Origin of the sequence: Pantoea sp. 18069, assembly GCF_902706035.1 — a bacterium.
Classification (GTDB): Bacteria; Pseudomonadota; Gammaproteobacteria; order Burkholderiales; family Burkholderiaceae_C; genus Comamonas.
Genome location: NZ_CACSJA010000040.1, coordinates 1 through 16,437, shown reverse-complemented (window position 1 = coordinate 16,437; position 16,437 = coordinate 1). Strand labels below are relative to the sequence as shown.

The 16,437-nt window shown below is 66.7% G+C and carries 14 protein-coding genes; 7 read left to right on the top strand and 7 right to left on the bottom strand.

Annotated elements, in window-relative coordinates; translation table 11 throughout:
* Positions 1-71: 71 nt before the first annotated feature.
* Positions 72-3,209, bottom strand: coding sequence for an Rne/Rng family ribonuclease (locus tag GVL12_RS22210; RefSeq protein WP_159917744.1), 3,138 nt, complete (start codon positions 3,207-3,209; stop codon positions 72-74).
* Between the two features lie 620 nt (positions 3,210-3,829).
* Here GVL12_RS22210 and GVL12_RS22205 point away from each other — a divergent pair.
* From GVL12_RS22205 to GVL12_RS22190, 4 genes are read left to right on the top strand one after another with little or no spacing between them, the layout of a single operon-like run.
* Entirely contained in the window at positions 3,830-4,804 is a 975-nt protein-coding gene (locus tag GVL12_RS22205; RefSeq protein ID WP_200844001.1) for an RluA family pseudouridine synthase, read from the top strand.
* 51 nt (positions 4,805-4,855) lie between these two features.
* Entirely contained in the window at positions 4,856-5,524 is a 669-nt protein-coding gene (locus tag GVL12_RS22200) for an HAD family hydrolase (RefSeq protein ID WP_159917742.1), read from the top strand.
* A gap of 7 nt (positions 5,525-5,531) precedes the next feature.
* Positions 5,532-5,897: a Rieske 2Fe-2S domain-containing protein gene (locus GVL12_RS22195; RefSeq protein ID WP_159917741.1), complete on the top strand. Its 366-nt coding sequence runs from the start codon at positions 5,532-5,534 to the stop codon at positions 5,895-5,897.
* Between the two features lies 1 nt (position 5,898).
* Positions 5,899-6,951, top strand: a complete 1,053-nt coding sequence (locus GVL12_RS22190) for a S49 family peptidase (protein WP_159917740.1) — start codon at positions 5,899-5,901, stop codon at positions 6,949-6,951.
* A 230-nt stretch (positions 6,952-7,181) separates the two neighbouring features.
* Here the strand turns inward: GVL12_RS22190 and GVL12_RS22185 are convergent, their stop codons facing one another.
* The 6 genes from GVL12_RS22185 to GVL12_RS22160 form a co-directional block, all read right to left on the bottom strand.
* Positions 7,182-8,105, bottom strand: a complete 924-nt coding sequence (locus GVL12_RS22185; RefSeq protein WP_159917739.1) for a hypothetical protein — start codon at positions 8,103-8,105, stop codon at positions 7,182-7,184.
* Positions 8,106-8,115: 10 nt separating this feature from the next.
* The gene (locus tag GVL12_RS22180) at positions 8,116-10,047 is read right to left on the bottom strand and encodes an iron-containing redox enzyme family protein (protein WP_159917738.1); all 1,932 of its coding nucleotides are present in this window, start codon (positions 10,045-10,047) and stop codon (positions 8,116-8,118) included.
* A gap of 17 nt (positions 10,048-10,064) precedes the next feature.
* Positions 10,065-10,880 (bottom strand): fatty acid desaturase, encoded by an 816-nt coding sequence (locus GVL12_RS22175; RefSeq protein WP_200844000.1) that lies wholly within the window; start codon positions 10,878-10,880, stop codon positions 10,065-10,067.
* A gap of 117 nt (positions 10,881-10,997) precedes the next feature.
* Complete coding sequence (locus tag GVL12_RS22170; RefSeq protein ID WP_159917736.1) at positions 10,998-11,756, bottom strand: sterol desaturase family protein; 759 nt, start codon at positions 11,754-11,756, stop codon at positions 10,998-11,000.
* A 119-nt stretch (positions 11,757-11,875) separates the two neighbouring features.
* On the bottom strand, positions 11,876-12,664 hold the full coding sequence (locus GVL12_RS22165; protein WP_159917735.1) for an SAM-dependent methyltransferase: 789 nt from the start codon (positions 12,662-12,664) through the stop codon (positions 11,876-11,878).
* Positions 12,661-13,275, bottom strand: a complete 615-nt coding sequence (locus tag GVL12_RS22160; RefSeq protein ID WP_159917734.1) for a Maf family nucleotide pyrophosphatase — start codon at positions 13,273-13,275, stop codon at positions 12,661-12,663. Before GVL12_RS22160 ends, GVL12_RS22165 begins: the two co-directional genes overlap by 4 nt.
* Before the next feature lie 26 nt (positions 13,276-13,301).
* Between GVL12_RS22160 and GVL12_RS22155 the strand changes: the two genes are divergently transcribed.
* The 3 genes from GVL12_RS22155 (at position 13,302) to plsX (ending at position 15,389) form a co-directional block, all read left to right on the top strand.
* On the top strand, positions 13,302-13,853 hold the full coding sequence (locus tag GVL12_RS22155; RefSeq protein ID WP_159917733.1) for a DUF177 domain-containing protein: 552 nt from the start codon (positions 13,302-13,304) through the stop codon (positions 13,851-13,853).
* Positions 13,854-14,047: 194 nt separating this feature from the next.
* Positions 14,048-14,230 (top strand): 50S ribosomal protein L32, encoded by a 183-nt coding sequence (gene rpmF, locus GVL12_RS22150; protein ID WP_159917732.1) that lies wholly within the window; start codon positions 14,048-14,050, stop codon positions 14,228-14,230.
* 112 nt (positions 14,231-14,342) lie between these two features.
* Complete coding sequence (gene plsX, locus GVL12_RS22145) at positions 14,343-15,389, top strand: phosphate acyltransferase PlsX (protein ID WP_159917731.1); 1,047 nt, start codon at positions 14,343-14,345, stop codon at positions 15,387-15,389.
* The last annotated feature ends 1,048 nt before the right edge of the window (positions 15,390-16,437 follow it).

The following is a 16,437-nucleotide window of genomic DNA, read 5'->3' as shown; positions in this document are numbered from 1 at the left end:
GTGACGGAATCAATGGAAACAACAGGTCCAGAAACAACCAGGGGCCCTGAAGGCCCCTGGTTTCAGCGCATTCAAGCGTTGCTGGACTGCTCGAACGGCAAAGTCATGTCGCGCAGGTCACGACGGGTCTCGACCAGCACCAGCGGGCCTTCGTCGATCACCACGGGCGCGGGGCGCTCGCGCGGCACGTGCACCGGCTGGGGCTCGGCCGCGATCGCTGCCTGGACGGCGGCAATCTTCTCGGCGTCCGAGTTCACCCATTCCAGGCCCGATTCGCGTGCAATGCCATGCAGCGTATCGATAGGCAGGATGAAGCTCGCGATCTGTGGCAGGCCAGCGGCTGCGGCGACGGGCGCTGCTGCCTGGGGCGCTGACACGGGAGCGGCCACCGGCGCTGCGACCGGTGCGATGGCCGCTGGTGCGAGCACGGGGGCGGTTGCCACCGCAGCGGCCACGGGTGCCTCGACCGGCGGGGCGACAGGTGCTGCTGCCACGGGCGCAGGAGCGACCGGTGCTGCTGCAGGCGCTGCGGCGACGGGAGCGGGAGCTACCGGTGCTTCGGCCACAGGTGCTGCGGACTCGGCAGCGGCGGCGCTGAAGTAGCTGCGACGCGTGGGCTCGGTTTCGGCCTGTTCGGGCACGAAGACCTGGGCGTCGCCTTCGGCGGGCTCGGCGGCGTCGAACGCGGGCTGGGCAGCGGGGTCACGCGCGGGGCGCTCGCCACGCTCGCGGCGGTCACGGCCGTAGCGGTCACGCGAACGGCGCTGGCGGGGCTCGCCTTCAGCGTTCGTCGCGGGTGCCTGCACGCCTTCGGCGTCGGCCGGTGCCTGCTCCTGCGCAGCGGCGTTCAGCTCTTGCGACTGGCCTTCGGCGGCGGGGGCTTCTGCGGGGCGGGGCGCGCGTTCACGGCGCTCGCCACGTTCACCGCGTTCGCGGCGGCCACTGCCTTCAGGGCGCTCGCCTCGCTCGCCACGTTCGCGGCGGGGGCCGCGCTCGCCGCGGCCATCGGCCTCGAGCGAGACTTCGTTGTCAACAGAGCCGACCTGGGCCAGGTGTGCCGAAGCTTCCAGCGGCTGGCGTGCTTCCTGGTCACGGCCGCCACGTTCACCGCGGTTGCGGCTGTTGCGGCCTTCTGCGCGTTCGCCATCACGGCCTGGGCCGTTGCGGCCATCGGCGCGACCTTCTGCGCGCTCACCACGGCGACCCCGGCCTTCGCCGGCGTTGTCGCGGCCGCCTTCACGGTTGCCATCACGACCGCCTTCGCGCCCACCTTCACGCGGGCCGTTGCGCTCGCCGGGGCGGCCCTCGCCGGGGCGGCCCTCGCCGCGGCGACCGCGGTTTTCGCCAGGACGGCCGTCGCGGCGTGCTTCACGCGCTTCGCGTGCGGCCGGCGTTTCGGGCGCTGTCGCGACCGGTGCGGGGGCTGCGGGCGCAGCGCCAAAGCCGAACAGGTTCTTGAGCCAGGCGAAGAAGCCTTGCTCGCGCGGCGCGCCGGCGCCCGGTGCCGCGGCGCGGGGCGCAGCGGTCGGACGGGCCGCAGGCGCAGGGCGCGCAGCGGCAGCCGCACGCGGTGCGGCTTGCGCACGGGGCTCGGCCACGGGCGCGGGCGTATCGCGCAGCACGCCCTTGATCACCGGCGTCTGCTTGTTGGTCGGCTCCTGCGAGCGGCGCGTCACGGCGGTGTTGGCTTCGACTTCGTCGGCGAGCTTGTAGCTGGCATCGAGGTTTTCGAGGCGGGGGTCGTCGTGCTTGAGGCGCTCGAGTTTGTAGTGCGGCGTTTCCAGCGACTTGTTGGGCACCATCAGCACTGACACGCGCTGCTTGAGTTCGATCTTGGCGATCTCGGTGCGCTTTTCGTTGAGCAGGAACGACGCCACTTCCACCGGCACCTGGCAGTGCACGGCGGCGGTGTTGTCCTTCATGGACTCTTCCTGGATGATGCGCAGGATCTGCAGCGCCGAGCTTTCGGTGTCGCGGATATGGCCCGAACCGCCGCAGCGCGGGCAGTTGATGTGCGCGCCTTCTGACAGCGCGGGCTTGAGCCGCTGGCGGCTCATTTCCATCAGGCCGAACTTGCTGATGCTGCCGAACTGCACGCGGGCGCGGTCCTGGCGCAGCGCGTCGCGCAGGCGGTTCTCGACTTCGCGGCGGTTCTTCGACTCTTCCATGTCGATGAAGTCGATCACGATCAGGCCGCCCAGATCGCGCAGTCGCATCTGGCGCGCGACTTCGTCGGCGGCTTCGAGGTTGGTGCGCGTGGCCGTTTCCTCGATGTCGCCGCCCTTGATGGCGCGCGCCGAGTTCACGTCCACCGAGACCAGGGCTTCGGTGTGGTCGATCACCACGGCGCCGCCCGAGGGCAGGGTCACGGTGCGCGAGTAGGCCGATTCGATCTGGTGCTCGATCTGGAAGCGGCTGAACAGCGGTGCGTCGTCGCGGTAGCGCTTGACCCGGGCGGTGTGCTCGGGCATCACGTGCGCCATGAACTGCTGGGCCTGTTCGTAGATGTCGTCGGTATCGATGAGGATGTCACCGATCTCGTTGTTGAAGTAGTCGCGGATGGCGCGAATCACCAGGCTCGATTCCTGATAGATCAGGAAAGCGCCCTTGCCGCCCTTGGCCGCGCCGTCGATCGCGCTCCAGAGCTTGAGCAGGTAGTTCAGGTCCCACTGCAGTTCGGGCGCGCTGCGGCCTATGCCGGCGGTGCGCGCGATGATGCTCATGCCCTTGGGGTACTCGAGCTGGTCCATCGCTTCCTTGAGCTCGGCCCGGTCTTCGCCTTCGATGCGGCGCGAGACGCCACCGCCGCGCGGGTTGTTGGGCATCAGCACCACATAGCGGCCGGCGAGCGAGACGAAGGTCGTCAGGGCCGCGCCCTTGTTGCCGCGTTCTTCCTTCTCGACCTGGACCAGCATTTCCTGGCCTTCGCGGATCACGTCATTGATGCGCGCCTGGTTGGCGGGCACGCCGTCGGCGAAATACTGGCGCGAGATTTCCTTGAACGGCAGGAAGCCGTGGCGGTCTTCGCCGTAGTCGACGAAGCAGGCTTCGAGCGAAGGCTCGACGCGCGTGACCACGGCCTTGTAGATGTTGCCCTTGCGCTGTTCGCGACCTTCGATTTCGATTTCGTAGTCGAGCAGTTTCTGACCGTCGACGATGGCCAGGCGGCGTTCTTCGGCCTGCGTAGCGTTGATAAGCATCCGTTTCATGATGCGTTTCCTTTATTCGTTATGAAGGCGGGCCGTTCGGCAGCCATACGCTGTCGCAGCGGCACGCCTGTGACTCTCAATCAAAGACGGGCTCTGTCGGAGCCGATGATGCCGGACTGACGTCTTGAAACGAAAAGGAATGGCCGGGAATGCCGCGGGTTGCTGACCATCATTGAGTTATGTCAGCAAAGGGGGCAAAGGCGCGTGGATGGGAGCGAGTAGATGCGCGCGCAGTTTCACCATGGTGCGTGAAAGTGGCAGTGCGGGGGAAGCGGGAGACTTGAGAGCGCGGACGGCCGAGTGCGGAGGTGAAGACCTCCGTCCCAGAAAGACCATCCATGCATAAAAGATCCACATGCTCGCTTTGATCCGTTGGCAGGTGCGAACGCTTTGGTTCGCCGAAAGCTGCCAACTGTGAGATTCCGTTGTTTCAATTCGTCAGAATGCCCGGTGTGACACAGGCCAATACAGGCATCTGGCCTGCAATCTGCGTGTGCGAAACCGGCTGGCATCGACCTGCCTGCGCAGCGGGAAATGGCTGGGTGGACTAAACTCCATGCAAATCAACCACTTACACTAGTATCGCGCAGGTGAAACACATTATAGAGGGCAAACCGGCGATGGACCGAGCCCAAGGCATCCCAGCCCCCGCTGCCCGCCTCATCGCAGTCGACGCCGATTCCGCTGGCCAGCGCCTGGACAACTTCCTGATCCGGCACCTCAAGGGCGTGCCGAAAACCCATGTCTACCGCATCATTCGCAGTGGCGAAGTGCGCATCAACAAAGGCCGGGCGAGCGCCGATACGCGCGTCGCCGAAGGCGACAGCGTGCGCCTGCCCCCGGTGCGCATCTCCGAGAAGGTCGCTGAAAAGGCCGCCCACCCGGCGCCGGCGCGCGAGTTTCCGCAACTGCTCGAGGACGACCATCTGCTGGCCATAGACAAGCCCGCGGGCGTCGCCGTGCATGGCGGCAGCGGCGTGAGCTTCGGCGTGATCGAACAGCTGCGCCAGGCGCGTCCCCAGGCCAGGTTTCTCGAACTCGTGCACCGGCTCGATAGGGAAACCTCGGGTATCTTGCTGGTCGCGAAGAAGCGCTCGGCGCTCACCGGCCTGCAGGACCAGTTCCGCGAGCGCGAGACCGGCAAGACCTATCTGGCGCTGGTGCAGGGCAGCTGGCCGGTCAACAGGAAGGTCATAGACACGCCGCTGCACAAATACCTGCTGCCCGACGGCGAGCGCCGCGTGCGCGTGACCACGCCCGACGATCCCGACGGCATGCGCTCGGTGACGCTGGTCAAGGTGCGCACGCAGATTGCCGCGCGGCCCCTGCAGGGCCTGCCCGCGATGAGCCTGCTCGAAGTCACGATCAAGACCGGGCGCACGCACCAGATCCGCGTGCACCTTTCCTCGCAGGGCCATGGCATTGTCGGTGACGACAAGTACGGCGATTTCGACCTCAACCGCCGGGTGCACAAGCTGGGCCTCAAGCGCATGTTCCTGCATGCCTGGCGCTTGCAGTTCAACCACCCGGCTTCGGGTGAGCGCGTGGAGCTGCATGCCGAGCTTCCCGCCGAGCTGGCCGACTTCGTCGCCTGAGCGCCCGCCGCCCCTTGCTGCCTTTCTTGATTGTTTTCTGACGGATCCGCCATGTCTTTTGTTTCTTCCCGCCGCTTTGACCTGATTGCCTTCGACTGGGACGGCACGCTCTACGACTCCACGGCAGCGATCACCAAAAGCATCCAGGAAGCGGTGCGCGACGTCGGCGGCCGGGTGCCGACCCAGGAAGCTGCCTCCTATGTGATCGGCATGGCGCTGACGCAGGCGCTGGCCCATGCGGCGCCCGACGTGCCGCCCGAAAAATACCCCGAGCTGGGCAACCGCTACCGCTACCACTACCTGCAGCACCAGAACGATCTGAGCCTGTTCGAAGGCGTCGTGCCGCTGCTCGAGGCGCTGCGTGAAGGCGGCCATCTGCTCACGGTGGCCACGGGCAAGAGCCGGCGCGGCCTCAACGAGGTGCTGGCCAGCGTCGCGCTCAAGGGCCTGTTCGACGGCTCGCGCACCGCGGACGAAACCGCGGGCAAGCCCCATCCGCTGATGCTGCAGGAGCTGATGGCCGAGTTCGGCGTCGCGCCCGAGCGCGTGCTGATGATAGGCGACACCACGCACGACCTGCTGATGGCGCGCAACGCCGGCTGCGCGCGCGTGGGAGTGTCCTATGGCGCGCATGCAACCGGCGGCTTTGCCGAATTCGAGCCGCTATACGTGGCCGAATCGGTGGCCGGGCTGCAGCAGTGGCTGCTGACCAACGGCTGAGCCCGCCATGCCCGCGCCGGTGTTCCTGTGTCGCAGCGAGGACTTGCGCGAAGGCGGCCTGGCCGTGCCGTTCGACGTGGTCCATGCGGGAGCGCGCTGGCGCGCGTTCGCGGTGCGCTTCGAAGGGCGGGCCCAGGCCTACCTGAACCGCTGCACGCATATCCCGATGGAACTCGACTGGCAGCCCAACCAGGTATTCGACGATTCGGGTCAATGGCTGTTGTGTGCAACCCACGGCGCGGCCTATGCGCCCGACACCGGTGCCTGCGTGGGCGGCCCGTGCCGTGGCGGTCTGGTGAAAATAGCATTGTGCGAAGCTCGGGGTGTGGTGCACTGGCATACTTCCGATGACCTGTACCCTGTCGAGTCCTGACATGACCACCCCATTGCCTCCTGGAACCCCTGGCTCCGAGCCCGTCTCTCCCGCAGCACCCGACCTGTGGGCGCAGGCGCGGCCCGAAAGCGCCGCGCCTGCACCCGCCTCTTCCGCGGCGCAGTCGCCGGGCTGGGAGCGCGAGGTGCTTGAAAACCTGGTCATGGCCACCATCCGCGAGCAGCGCGCCGCGCGCCGCTGGCGGCTGTTCGGCCGCCTGGCCTGGCTCGGCGTGGCGCTGCTGCTCGCGTGGCTCGTGCTGGGCCGCGATGCGGTGACCACGTCGACCAGCGGCCCGCACACGGCCGTGGTCGACATCAAGGGGGAAATCGCCACCGGCGCCGAAGCCAGCGCCGAATTCGTGGTCGCGGCCATGCGCAGCGCTTTCGAGGACGCGGGCTCGCGCGCCGTGGTGCTGCTGATCAACTCCCCGGGCGGCAGCCCGGTGCAGGCCGGCATCATCTACGACGAGATACAGCGCCTCAAGGCCAAGCACGGCAAGCCTGTCTATGCCGTGGTCGAGGAAACCTGCGCCTCCGCTGCCTATTACATCGCGGCCGCGGCCGACGATATCTTTGTCGACAAGGCCAGCATCGTCGGCAGCATAGGCGTGCTCATGGACGGTTTCGGCTTCACCGGCACCATGGAAAAGCTCGGCGTCGAGCGCCGGCTGCTGACGGCCGGCGAGAACAAGGGTTTTCTCGACCCGTTCAGCCCGCAGACCGAAGCCCAGCGCGTGCACGCCCAGTCGATGCTCGACCAGATCCACCAGCAGTTCATCACGGCCGTGAAGACCGGTCGCGGCGAGCGCCTGAAGATCGGCGCCGACACGTTCAGCGGCCTGTTCTGGACCGGCCAGCAGGCCGTCGAGATGGGCCTGGCCGACAAGCTCGGCAACCTCGACTATGTGGCGCGCGAGATCGTCAAGGTCGAGGAAGTGATCGACTACACGCGCCGCGACAACGTCGCCGAGCGCCTGGCCAAGAAGTTCGGCGCGGCCGTGGGGGGCGGGGCGGTGCAGACGCTGCGGTCGGCGCTGCCGGTAATCCGATAGCACCCCCTGAGGCGCTTCGCGCCTTCCCCCTCTCAACCTTCGGTGGAGGGGGGCGCCCGGCTAGGGACGGCACCCTCGCTGCGGGGCGGCCCTTGCTCGGTGCCCCGCGCTGGAGCACGCCAGTTTCATAGGGGAGTGAACAGCGCGAGATTCCGTTCGTGCTGAGCCTGCCTGGCCGGCCGCGTCGAAGCATGAACGTCCGGCCCTCAAGGCATGGGACGTCTCACGCGTTACTCCCCGATAACCACCTCCGCCGCCTCGTGCATCTTGGCCAACTCGCGCGCGGGGATGGGAATCTCGCCGCGCGCCATGCGCATCAGCAGCGAATGCAGCATTTCCGACGACAGCCCGTGCAGCACCAGCCGGTAGGCCGCGTACAGCGTGGTCATGGGCACCAGCGGGTGCTTGTTGTTGAGCAGCACCAGGTGCTCGGGCGAGGCCAGGATCCTGGCGCAGTAGATGGCCACGGTCTCGTCGAGCTGCAGCGAGTTGCTCGCGCGCCAGAAGTCGTTGTCGGTCAGCAGCAGCTGATAGACCGGCGTGTAGATTTCAATCGCGCTTTGCAGGTCCAGCAGATTGAGCTTGCCGCGCGGCATGTCCGCAAGGTGCAGATCGGGCGCGTGCAGCATCGAGAAGTCCGGCTCGGGCACGGGCAGCAGTTCCTTGTTTTCCGCGCGCAAGGCCTTGTTCAGGCGGATCACGAAGTTGAACAGGTTCAGGTCATGGCGCAGGAACAGCTCGTCCCTGACGTCGTCGATCACCTTCGGTGTGAGCGGCGAGGTGCTGACCGGCACGGGCGCGTTCGCGGCGACAAAGGCCAGCACCTGCGAGCCCAGGTGGAAGTGCCGCATGATCAGCCAGTTGGCTTCGGGCGAGACAAAGCGGTTCATGCTGAAGGCCAGCAGCCGGTGCAGCAGCATGGAGTGCGACCAGCGCTTGGGCAGGAAGATCTTGAGCAGCTGGATCAGGATCATCGACAGGCGCGCCAGCGGCCGCACCAGCGGCAGGAAGAACTGGCGCGAGCTGCTGCTGCAGTCGCGCAGCCAGGCGGCCTTGACGTCGTCGGGCAGGGGCGTGCTCTGGTCCAGGTAGAGCGCCAGCCAGGGGCTGGGGTCGCGTTCGTCCCAATGGTGATCGGTGTATTCGTTCTTCATCAGCGCTTCCTTATTGTTCGGGCAGGACGTGCTGGAACTGCATCAGATACATTGCCGCCGTATGGCGCGCGCACTGCAATATGGCCTGCTGGGCCGTGCCTGTGGTGTCGAGCTCCAGGGTCATCTGCACGGCCATCAGCCAGCGCTCGAGGTGGTGTTCGTCATTGGCGCCGTGGTATTCGAGAAAGCGCAACGCATCGGGCGGGAGATTGAGCGCCGCGCGCAGCAGCGGCAGCAGGCTGGGCACGATGCGCTGGCCCGTGCCTTCGATGATGTAGATCGCGCCCAGCAGCCCTATCGGGTTGGGTGTCGCCGCCAGGCTGTGCAGATAGGCATTGAGCGCCTCGCCGCCGGGGTTGCGGCGCAACTGGGCGATGTCGGTCTGCGTGCCGCCGGCCTTGAGATAGTCGCTGTGCAGTATCTTGAAGTCGTTTTGCTCTTCACCGGCGTGCAGATCGATCAGCGAGGCGAGCGCCGCGTAGTCGCCGCTCAGCGATGCCGCGCCGGCGCGCATCCACAGGCTGCCTTCGCGCACCTGGGGAATCCACTGGCTCATCCAGCGCACGTAGTCGGCCGTCTGCAGCTGGCGCGTGCGTATGCGCTGCAGCAGCGGCGTGCGCCAGACGCTGGATCGGTAGTCCTGCCAGATGCCGGCCAGCTCGGTCAGCAGCGGTGCGAGCGTCCTGGGCGCGGCGGCCGGGTCGTGCGGCGGCGCAATGGTGCTGACATCGGGCAGGGCGTCATTGGCGATGGGGTCGCTGGCCTGCCCGGGCGGGCGTGGATAGGCCGCAGCAGCGGGGGCGGGCGTATCCGGCACGGCTTCCCACAGCATATAGCCTGCGGTGAAGCGCCCGGATTCCGGGATGAAGCACAGCACGGTGTCGCCGGCCTTCAGGCGCGATCCCTGCTTTTGCAGGAACTCCGACAGCATGATGAAGATCGACGCCGCGCCGGTATTGCCGCGCCAGGCCAGGTTGCTCCACCAGCGCTCGCGGGGAATCGACAGCCGGGCCTTGGCCAGCAGGTCATCGACGACGGGAATGAAACGCTCGGACGAGTAGTGGCACAGGAAGTGGTCTATGCCGCGCGCGGGCACCCAGCCCTTGTGCGCCAGGTCGGCGTATTCGTGGATGCAGACGTCGAACAGGTGCGGCAGCAGGCGGATGTCCTGGCGCAGCGACAGCGCGCCGGCGGCTTCGGCATCGCCCCAGGCCGCAAAGTCGAGGTGGCTCCTGCCGCGGTCGGCCGTGAGGCCCAGCTGCATGCACACCGGGTAGTCGCCCGCGAAGCTGCGCAAATGGGTCCACTTGAGCTGCAGGCGCAGGCCGTTGATCTGCGCCAGGGCCTTGGGGCCGCCGAGCAGCACCGCGCCCGCGCCGTCCGACAGCATCCAGCGCAGAAAGTGGGCGTCGAAATCCGTGTCGTAGCCCTGGGCCGCGAAGCGCGAGCGCTTGAACAGGCGCGAAGGCATTTCGCTGGCCACCGACAGCGCGAGGCGGTGCGCGCCGCTCTCGACGGCCATCGCCGCGGCCTGCAGCGCGCCCACGCTCGCCGCGCACACGCCGTGCACCGACAGGGTTTCCATCGGCGGCGCGGCCATCTCGCCCTGGATCATGCTGGCAAAGCCCGGCATCAGCGCATCGCCGCCCGAGGAGCCGCTCGAGAGAAAGCCGATATCGGCCAGCGATTGCCCGGCCTCGGACAGCGTCGCCTCGATCGCGCGCGCGGCCATCTGTGCATTGCTGAACACGGTCGTGCCCTTGCCGTCGATTGCGTAATGGCGGCTCAGGATGCCGTTCTCGGCCAGGATGCGGCGCTTGAGGCGCTCGGAGATGCGGTTGAGCGGCGCGACAAACGCATCCATGCCGGCGTTGTCCACGGGCGCGCCGGGCAGGAACATTCCCGCGGATTGGAGATAGACGTTGGAATAGGCAACAGGCATGGATTCTTGGTTGTTGATTATTGGATGGCGTTGGCAGGCATCTGCGGGCGGGTTCTGGCCGCGGGCCAGACCAGGCCCAGCACGAACACGCGCCCCATATAGCGCAGCAGGCCGGCTTCATTGAGGGCGGGATCGACGCGCGCGCGGTAGTGGTCGGCATGCAGCCGGGTCAGCTGCGACCAGTGGGCCTGGGGATGCTCATGGTGGGCCGTGTGCAGGCCGATATTGAACAGCAGCGGGTTGACCCAGCCTTCGAAATTGCGCGCGTAGTTCAGCGGCGTGCCGGGCATCATGCGCTGCGCGCGGGTCAATGGCCGGCCATCGGCATGCGCATGCTGCAGGTAGTTGGTGGCCAGCAGCCAGTGCAGGCCGTGCAGTTGCGGCACGATGATGAAGATCAGCGCTTTTTGCCAGTCGAGCGCGAGAAAGAACGCCCAGCTGCCCAGCCACAGCGCGTACTGGCCCAGGCAGTAGCGAAACGCGCCGGGCGAGTGTAGGCGCAGCCGGCCCAGCCAGCGCAGGAACAGCGGGTAGAGCACCCAGGCGGCCTGCAGCGGATGGAGCACATAGCCCCAGAGGTGGTTGGTGTCGCCGCCAAATTCCGGCCGGTAGGTGCGCGCGATGTCGCGCGGCCCGTGGCGAAAGCGGTGGTGGTTGGCCACATGCGCGGGCCAGAACACGAAGGTCGGGTGGCCTTGCAGCAGTGTGAGCCCGTAGTCGGTGCAGCGGTTGGCCCAGCGGCCATGCCACATGCGCTGGTGCGTGTGGTTGTGGTGAATCACGCCCGTGCCCAGCGTCAGGAACAAGGTGATGCCGTAAAGCAGCCAATGCAAACCATGTGTCCATTGCCAGCAGACGACAAGGGGCAGCCCGAGCAGGTAGGCGACCGATTGCCAGTCACGCCAGTGGCGCAGGCGGGGGAGCCGGGGGTGGCTTGCGCGTGACCGCATTCAGTGCGCGCGGTGAGAGGCCTGAGATGCCGGGGCAGGCGCAGTCTTGACCTGGGTGCGCATGATCCGGTCCATGAACGCCAGCGCAAAGCCGTAGTTGCCGGCCGGGCGCGCATGGTGCAGGTGGTGGCGCCGGCTCGCGGCCAGCGGGTGGCTGTCGCCCACGCGCGGAAAGAAATCGTAGTTGGCGTGGCCGATCACGTTGAGCAGCAGGCTCAGCACCGGCACGCTGGCCAGCGACCAGAAGGAGAAATCATGCACCAGCATGGGCAGCAGGATGATGTTGCCCAGCATCATGGCTTCGACCGGGTGAAAGCTGTAGGTCGACCAGGGCGTGGTGACCACGGAGCGGTGGTGGTCGCCATGAAAGCGCACCAGCGCCCGGGTATGCAGCAGGCGGTGGTTGATCCAGAAGTGCACGTCGTTCCAGATTAGCAGCGCAACGATCTCGAGCGCAATGCGCCCGGCGCTGGCGCTGGGCGTGAGATGCGCCCAGCCCAGCTGCAAAAAGCCCCAGGGCACGATCATTCCCAGGCCGAACACCAGCACCGAGTGAAACGACTGGCGCCATTCGCGCCGCAACTGGTCCGGCTTGAGCGCGCGGGTATCGAGCGGCCGGCCGATGCCAAGCCGGGCCAGCGTGCGTGTCAGCGCCGACATGCCCCAGCCGCCCAGGCAATACAGGCCGCCGAAAAACACCAGTCCCAGGGCCATGACCTGCCAGGCATTGCGTTGGATGAACCAGGTGCCGGTGTCCATGAAGTCTCCATCAACAGGGGGGGTGGGCCGGGCGCGAGCCGGCGCAAAAGCCCGGTGGCCTGGCGTAAACGCCTTGCGGCCGCGCGCAATGGTAGCGGTATGGCTTGGCGGCGCGCGCTTCAGCGCCCCAGCGCGAACACCACGGGCGTGCGGTTGTCGGCCGGCACGGGCAGCTGTTTCCAGTCGCGCACCAGCCGGCTTTCTATGCGTGCCGTGGCCAGCGTCAGGCCCGCGGCCAGCGCCAGGCGGCTGTTGGGCTGCAGCGTCTGCAGCAGCGCCTGCCACAGTGCGGGGTTGCGGTAGGGCGTTTCGATGAACAGCTGGGTCTGGCCCTGGCGCAGCGCCAGTGCTTCGAGTTCGCGTATGCGCTGGCTGCGCGCGGCGCTGTCCTGGGGCAGGTAGCCGACGAAAGCGAAGTTCTGTCCGTTGAGGCCGCTCGCGGCCAGCGTCAGCAGCAGCGACACCGGGCCGACCAGCGGAGCCACCGCCAGGCCCAGGTCATGGGCGGCGCGCACGATGGAGCTGCCCGGGTCGGCGATGGCCGGCATGCCGGCCTCGCTGACCAGGCCGATGTCGTGGCCCTGCAGCGCGGGCGCGAGCAGCTGCTTGGCGTCGAACACCGCGCTGCCCTTGTCGCCATGGTCGCCTTTCTTGTGCGCTTCGCGCGGCAGCTCGACGATGGACTGCGCCTGTATCGTCGCCGCGAGCGGGAAGAGCGGGGCGATGCGGTTCAGATAGCCGCGCGTGCTCTTAGCGTTCTCGCAGATCCAGTGCGTGAGGCCGGCGGCGCGGCGCAGCGTGGCTTCGGGCAGCACGTCGGTCAGCGGGGCCTGGCTGTCGCAGCCGAAGTCCAGCGGGGCGGGAACGAGGTACAGCGTGCCGCGGGCGGTGGGGGAGGAGGCGCTCATGGCAGTTGCACTCCTGCGGCGCGCAGCAGCTCGGTGGTGCGTATCAGCGGCAGGCCGATCAGCGCCGTCGGGTCGTCGTTGAGAATGTGCGTGAGCAGGCTGATTCCCAGGCCTTCGCTTTTGGCGCTGCCCGCGCAGTCGTAGGGCTGTTCGGCGCGCAGGTAGCGCTCGATCTCGTCGTCGCTCAGGTCGCGGAACTGCACTTCCACGGTGGCGAGTTTGGTCTGCGCGAAGCCGCTGGCCTCGCAGACCACGCTCACGGCAGTTTCGAACAGCACCGTCTGGCCGCGCATGGCCTGGAGCTGGCGCACGGCGCGCTCGTGGGTCAGCGGCTTGCCCAGTGGCTGGCCCGCGAGGTCGGCGACCTGGTCGGAGCCGATCACGATGGCTTCGGGGTGCAGCGCGGCCACGGCGCGGGCCTTGGCCAGCGCCAGTCGCAGCGCAAGCGCGCGCGGGGCTTCGCCCGGGGCCGGCGTTTCGTCGACTTCGGGCGAGGCGGTCTCGAACGGCAGGCCCAGGCGGGAGAGCAGCTCGCGGCGGTAGCGCGAGGTCGAGCCCAGAATCAAGGGACGCTGGCGCAAGGGGTTCGGAGTGGCAGGGGATTCAAGCATGGGCCGATTCTCTTACACTGGCCGCCATGACCAAGGAATTTTCCCCGCAGCGACTCGATGTCAAGGCGTTTGCGCAAGCGCAGGCGCACATCGAAGGCCAGGACCCGCTCTCGCAATTCAACCGCCTGGCGCTCGAAGCCCAGGGCCCGCACGATGGTGTTTATGTACGCTGGGCTGCCCAGGGCGAGCTGCGCGCCGAAACCGGCGCCGAGCCCCAGGTGTGGCTGCATCTGCAAGGCGAGATGGACCTGCCGATGATCTGCCAGCGCTGCCTCACGCTGGCCCCTATCGCCCTCGACGTGGAGCGGTCTTTCCGCTTCGTCGCCGATGAAGCCACGGCCGAAGCGCTCGACGATGAAAGCGAAGAGGATCTGCTCGCATTGAGCAAGGAATTCCAGCTGCTCGAGCTGCTCGAGGACGAGCTGCTGATGGAGCTGCCCGTGGTTCCGTTGCATGATGTCTGTCCCGAAGCCGTTCCGCTGGCTTCGAGCGATGAGGATTTCGAGCAGGCCAACAGCGAAAAGCCCAATCCTTTTGCGGCGCTTTCGGGCCTGCGCATTTCCAAGTCGAAACCGTAATCCAGACACACGTACCAGCCCGTGCACGACACAGGGGGGCAGCAGGCCAAGGGCCGGCCCGCGGCGAAGCCGCTCAGGGGTATTACCCATTCCATGTGGTTTGCGTTATACTCTTAGGCTTCTCGCGAATCCCCTCGTGTCTTCAATGGGCTGATCGCGTTTTTTACCAACCCCTTCAAGACTCAGGAGCCATCATGGCTGTTCAGCAAAACAAAAAATCTCCCTCCAAGCGCGGCATGCACCGTTCGCACAATGCTCTGAACGTGCCCGGCATCGCTGTCGAGCCGACGACCGGTGAAACCCACCTGCGTCACCACATCAGCCCCACCGGTGTCTACCGCGGCCGTCAGGTGCTGAAGAACAAGTCTGAAGCCTGATCTTCGACCGCTCCCACAGGGCCCGCGGCTACAAAAAAAGTAGCGCGGGCCTTTGTGTTTTTGAACGCATGATTTTTTCTTTGAGACCTCATCGCAGGTCCGCAAGTCGCCCATGATCACACTGGCTGTTGACTGCATGGGGGGCGATCACGGCCCCCGCGTCACGCTCGCGGCGTGCCGTCAGTTTCTCGACAAACATCCGACGGCGCATCTGCTGCTGGTCGGCAAGCCCGACAGCCTGGAAGCTTTCCGGCATGAGCGTGTCACCCTGGTGCCGGCGTCCGAAGTCGTTGGCATGGATGACCCCGTCGAGGTCGCGCTGCGGCGCAAAAAAGACTCTTCCATGCGTGTAGCCATCGAGCAGGTCAAGTCCGGCGCCGCCGCGGCTGCCGTCTCGGCCGGCAATACCGGTGCGCTGATGGCCATCGCGCGCTATGTGCTCAAGACCCTCGAAGGCATAGACCGCCCGGCGATTGCCGCGCAACTGCCCAACGCCCAGGGCCGCGCGACCACGGTGCTCGACCTGGGCGCGAACGTCGACTGCACGGCAGAGCATCTGCTGCAATTCGCCTTCATGGGAACGGCCCTGGTCTCGGCGCTGGAAGAGAACTCCAAGGCCTCGGTCGGCCTGCTCAATATCGGCGAGGAAGCCATCAAGGGCAGCGATATCATCAAGCGCAGCGGCGAGCTGCTGCGCAAGGCCGGCCAGGCGGGTGAAATCAATTTCTTCGGCAACGTCGAAGGCAACGACATCTTCAAGGGCACGGTGGACATCGTGGTCTGCGACGGTTTCGTGGGCAACGTCGCGCTCAAGACCAGCGAAGGCGTGGCCTCGATGATCAGCAACGGACTCAAGCAGGAGTTCAAGCGCAACATCCTGACCAAGCTCGCGGCCGTCGTCGCCTACCCGGTGCTGTCGGCGCTGATGAAGCGCATGGACCACCGCCGCTACAACGGCGCCGCGCTGCTGGGCCTGCGCGGCCTGGTGTTCAAGAGCCATGGATCGGCGGATGCGATTGCTTTCGAGTACGCATTGACCCGGGCGTATGATGCGGCCTGCAATAACTTGCTCGACCGCGTTCAGTCCCGGATTGCCCGTGCGGCCCCCTTGCTGGACGCAGTGCCAGCCACTCCGGTTCCGGCAGTGTCGGCGTCTTGAGCTTAAAAACAGATGAGAATTTATTCCCGCATCACCGGCACCGGAAGTTATCTGCCTCCGCGGCGTGTGACCAACCAGGACATGCAGGCCGATCTGGCCACGCGTGGCATTGAAACTTCGGACGAGTGGATTGTCGAGCGCACCGGCATCCGGGCGCGGCATTTCGCCGAGCCCGACGTCACCAGCAGCGACCTGGGCCTGGAGGCTGCCCGCAAGGCGCTCGAGGCCGCAGGCCGCAAGCCCGAGGAAGTCGACCTGATCATCGTCGCAACTTCCACGCCCGACATGGTCTTTCCTTCGGCCGCCTCCATCCTGCAGCACAAGCTCGGCGCCAACGGCTGCCCGGCCTTCGACGTGCAGGCAGTGTGCAGCGGCTTCGTCTACGCGCTCACGGTGGCCGATGCGCTGATCCAGACCGGCTCGGCCAAGTGCGCGCTGGTGATAGGCGCCGAAGTCTTCAGCCGCATCCTCGATTTCAACGACCGCACGACCTGCGTGCTGTTTGGCGACGGCGCGGGCGCGGTGGTGCTCGAGGCGTCCGAGCAGCCCGGCATCCTGGCCAGCGACCTGCATGCCGACGGCAAGCACAGCGGCATCCTGTGCGTGCCCGGCAACGTCTCGGGCGGCAAGATCCTGGGTGACCCGGTGCTCAAGATGGACGGCCAGGCCGTGTTCAAGCTGGCCGTGGGCGTGCTGGACAAGGCTGCGCGCGCGACGCTCGACAAGGCCGGCATGACCGAGGCCGACATCGACTGGCTGATTCCGCACCAGGCGAACATCCGCATCATGCAGAGCACGGCCAAGAAGCTCAAGCTGTCGATGGACAAAGTCATTGTCACCGTCGACCAGCATGGCAATACGTCGGCGGCGTCGATTCCGCTGGCGCTCGACCATGGCGTGCGCTCGGGGCAGATCTTGCCCGGACAGAACCTGCTGCTCGAAGGGGTGGGCGGGGGCTTTACCCTGTCTCTTATACACATCTCCGAGCCCCCGAGACGGACTCCTATCCCGTATGCCGTCTTCTGCTTGAAAAAAAAAAGATGACCTA

Coding starts and splice junctions, on each gene's coding strand:
- GVL12_RS22210 (WP_159917744.1), bottom strand. CDS start 3,209: ATGAAACGGATGCTTATCAACGCTACGCAGGCCGAAGAACGCCGCCTG.
- GVL12_RS22205 (WP_200844001.1), top strand. CDS start 3,830: ATGGACCGAGCCCAAGGCATCCCAGCCCCCGCTGCCCGCCTCATCGCA.
- GVL12_RS22200 (WP_159917742.1), top strand. CDS start 4,856: ATGTCTTTTGTTTCTTCCCGCCGCTTTGACCTGATTGCCTTCGACTGG.
- GVL12_RS22195 (WP_159917741.1), top strand. CDS start 5,532: ATGCCCGCGCCGGTGTTCCTGTGTCGCAGCGAGGACTTGCGCGAAGGC.
- GVL12_RS22190 (WP_159917740.1), top strand. CDS start 5,899: ATGACCACCCCATTGCCTCCTGGAACCCCTGGCTCCGAGCCCGTCTCT.
- GVL12_RS22185 (WP_159917739.1), bottom strand. CDS start 8,105: ATGAAGAACGAATACACCGATCACCATTGGGACGAACGCGACCCCAGC.
- GVL12_RS22180 (WP_159917738.1), bottom strand. CDS start 10,047: ATGCCTGTTGCCTATTCCAACGTCTATCTCCAATCCGCGGGAATGTTC.
- GVL12_RS22170 (WP_159917736.1), bottom strand. CDS start 11,756: ATGGACACCGGCACCTGGTTCATCCAACGCAATGCCTGGCAGGTCATG.
- GVL12_RS22165 (WP_159917735.1), bottom strand. CDS start 12,664: ATGAGCGCCTCCTCCCCCACCGCCCGCGGCACGCTGTACCTCGTTCCC.
- GVL12_RS22160 (WP_159917734.1), bottom strand. CDS start 13,275: ATGCTTGAATCCCCTGCCACTCCGAACCCCTTGCGCCAGCGTCCCTTG.
- GVL12_RS22155 (WP_159917733.1), top strand. CDS start 13,302: ATGACCAAGGAATTTTCCCCGCAGCGACTCGATGTCAAGGCGTTTGCG.
- rpmF (WP_159917732.1), top strand. CDS start 14,048: ATGGCTGTTCAGCAAAACAAAAAATCTCCCTCCAAGCGCGGCATGCAC.
- plsX (WP_159917731.1), top strand. CDS start 14,343: ATGATCACACTGGCTGTTGACTGCATGGGGGGCGATCACGGCCCCCGC.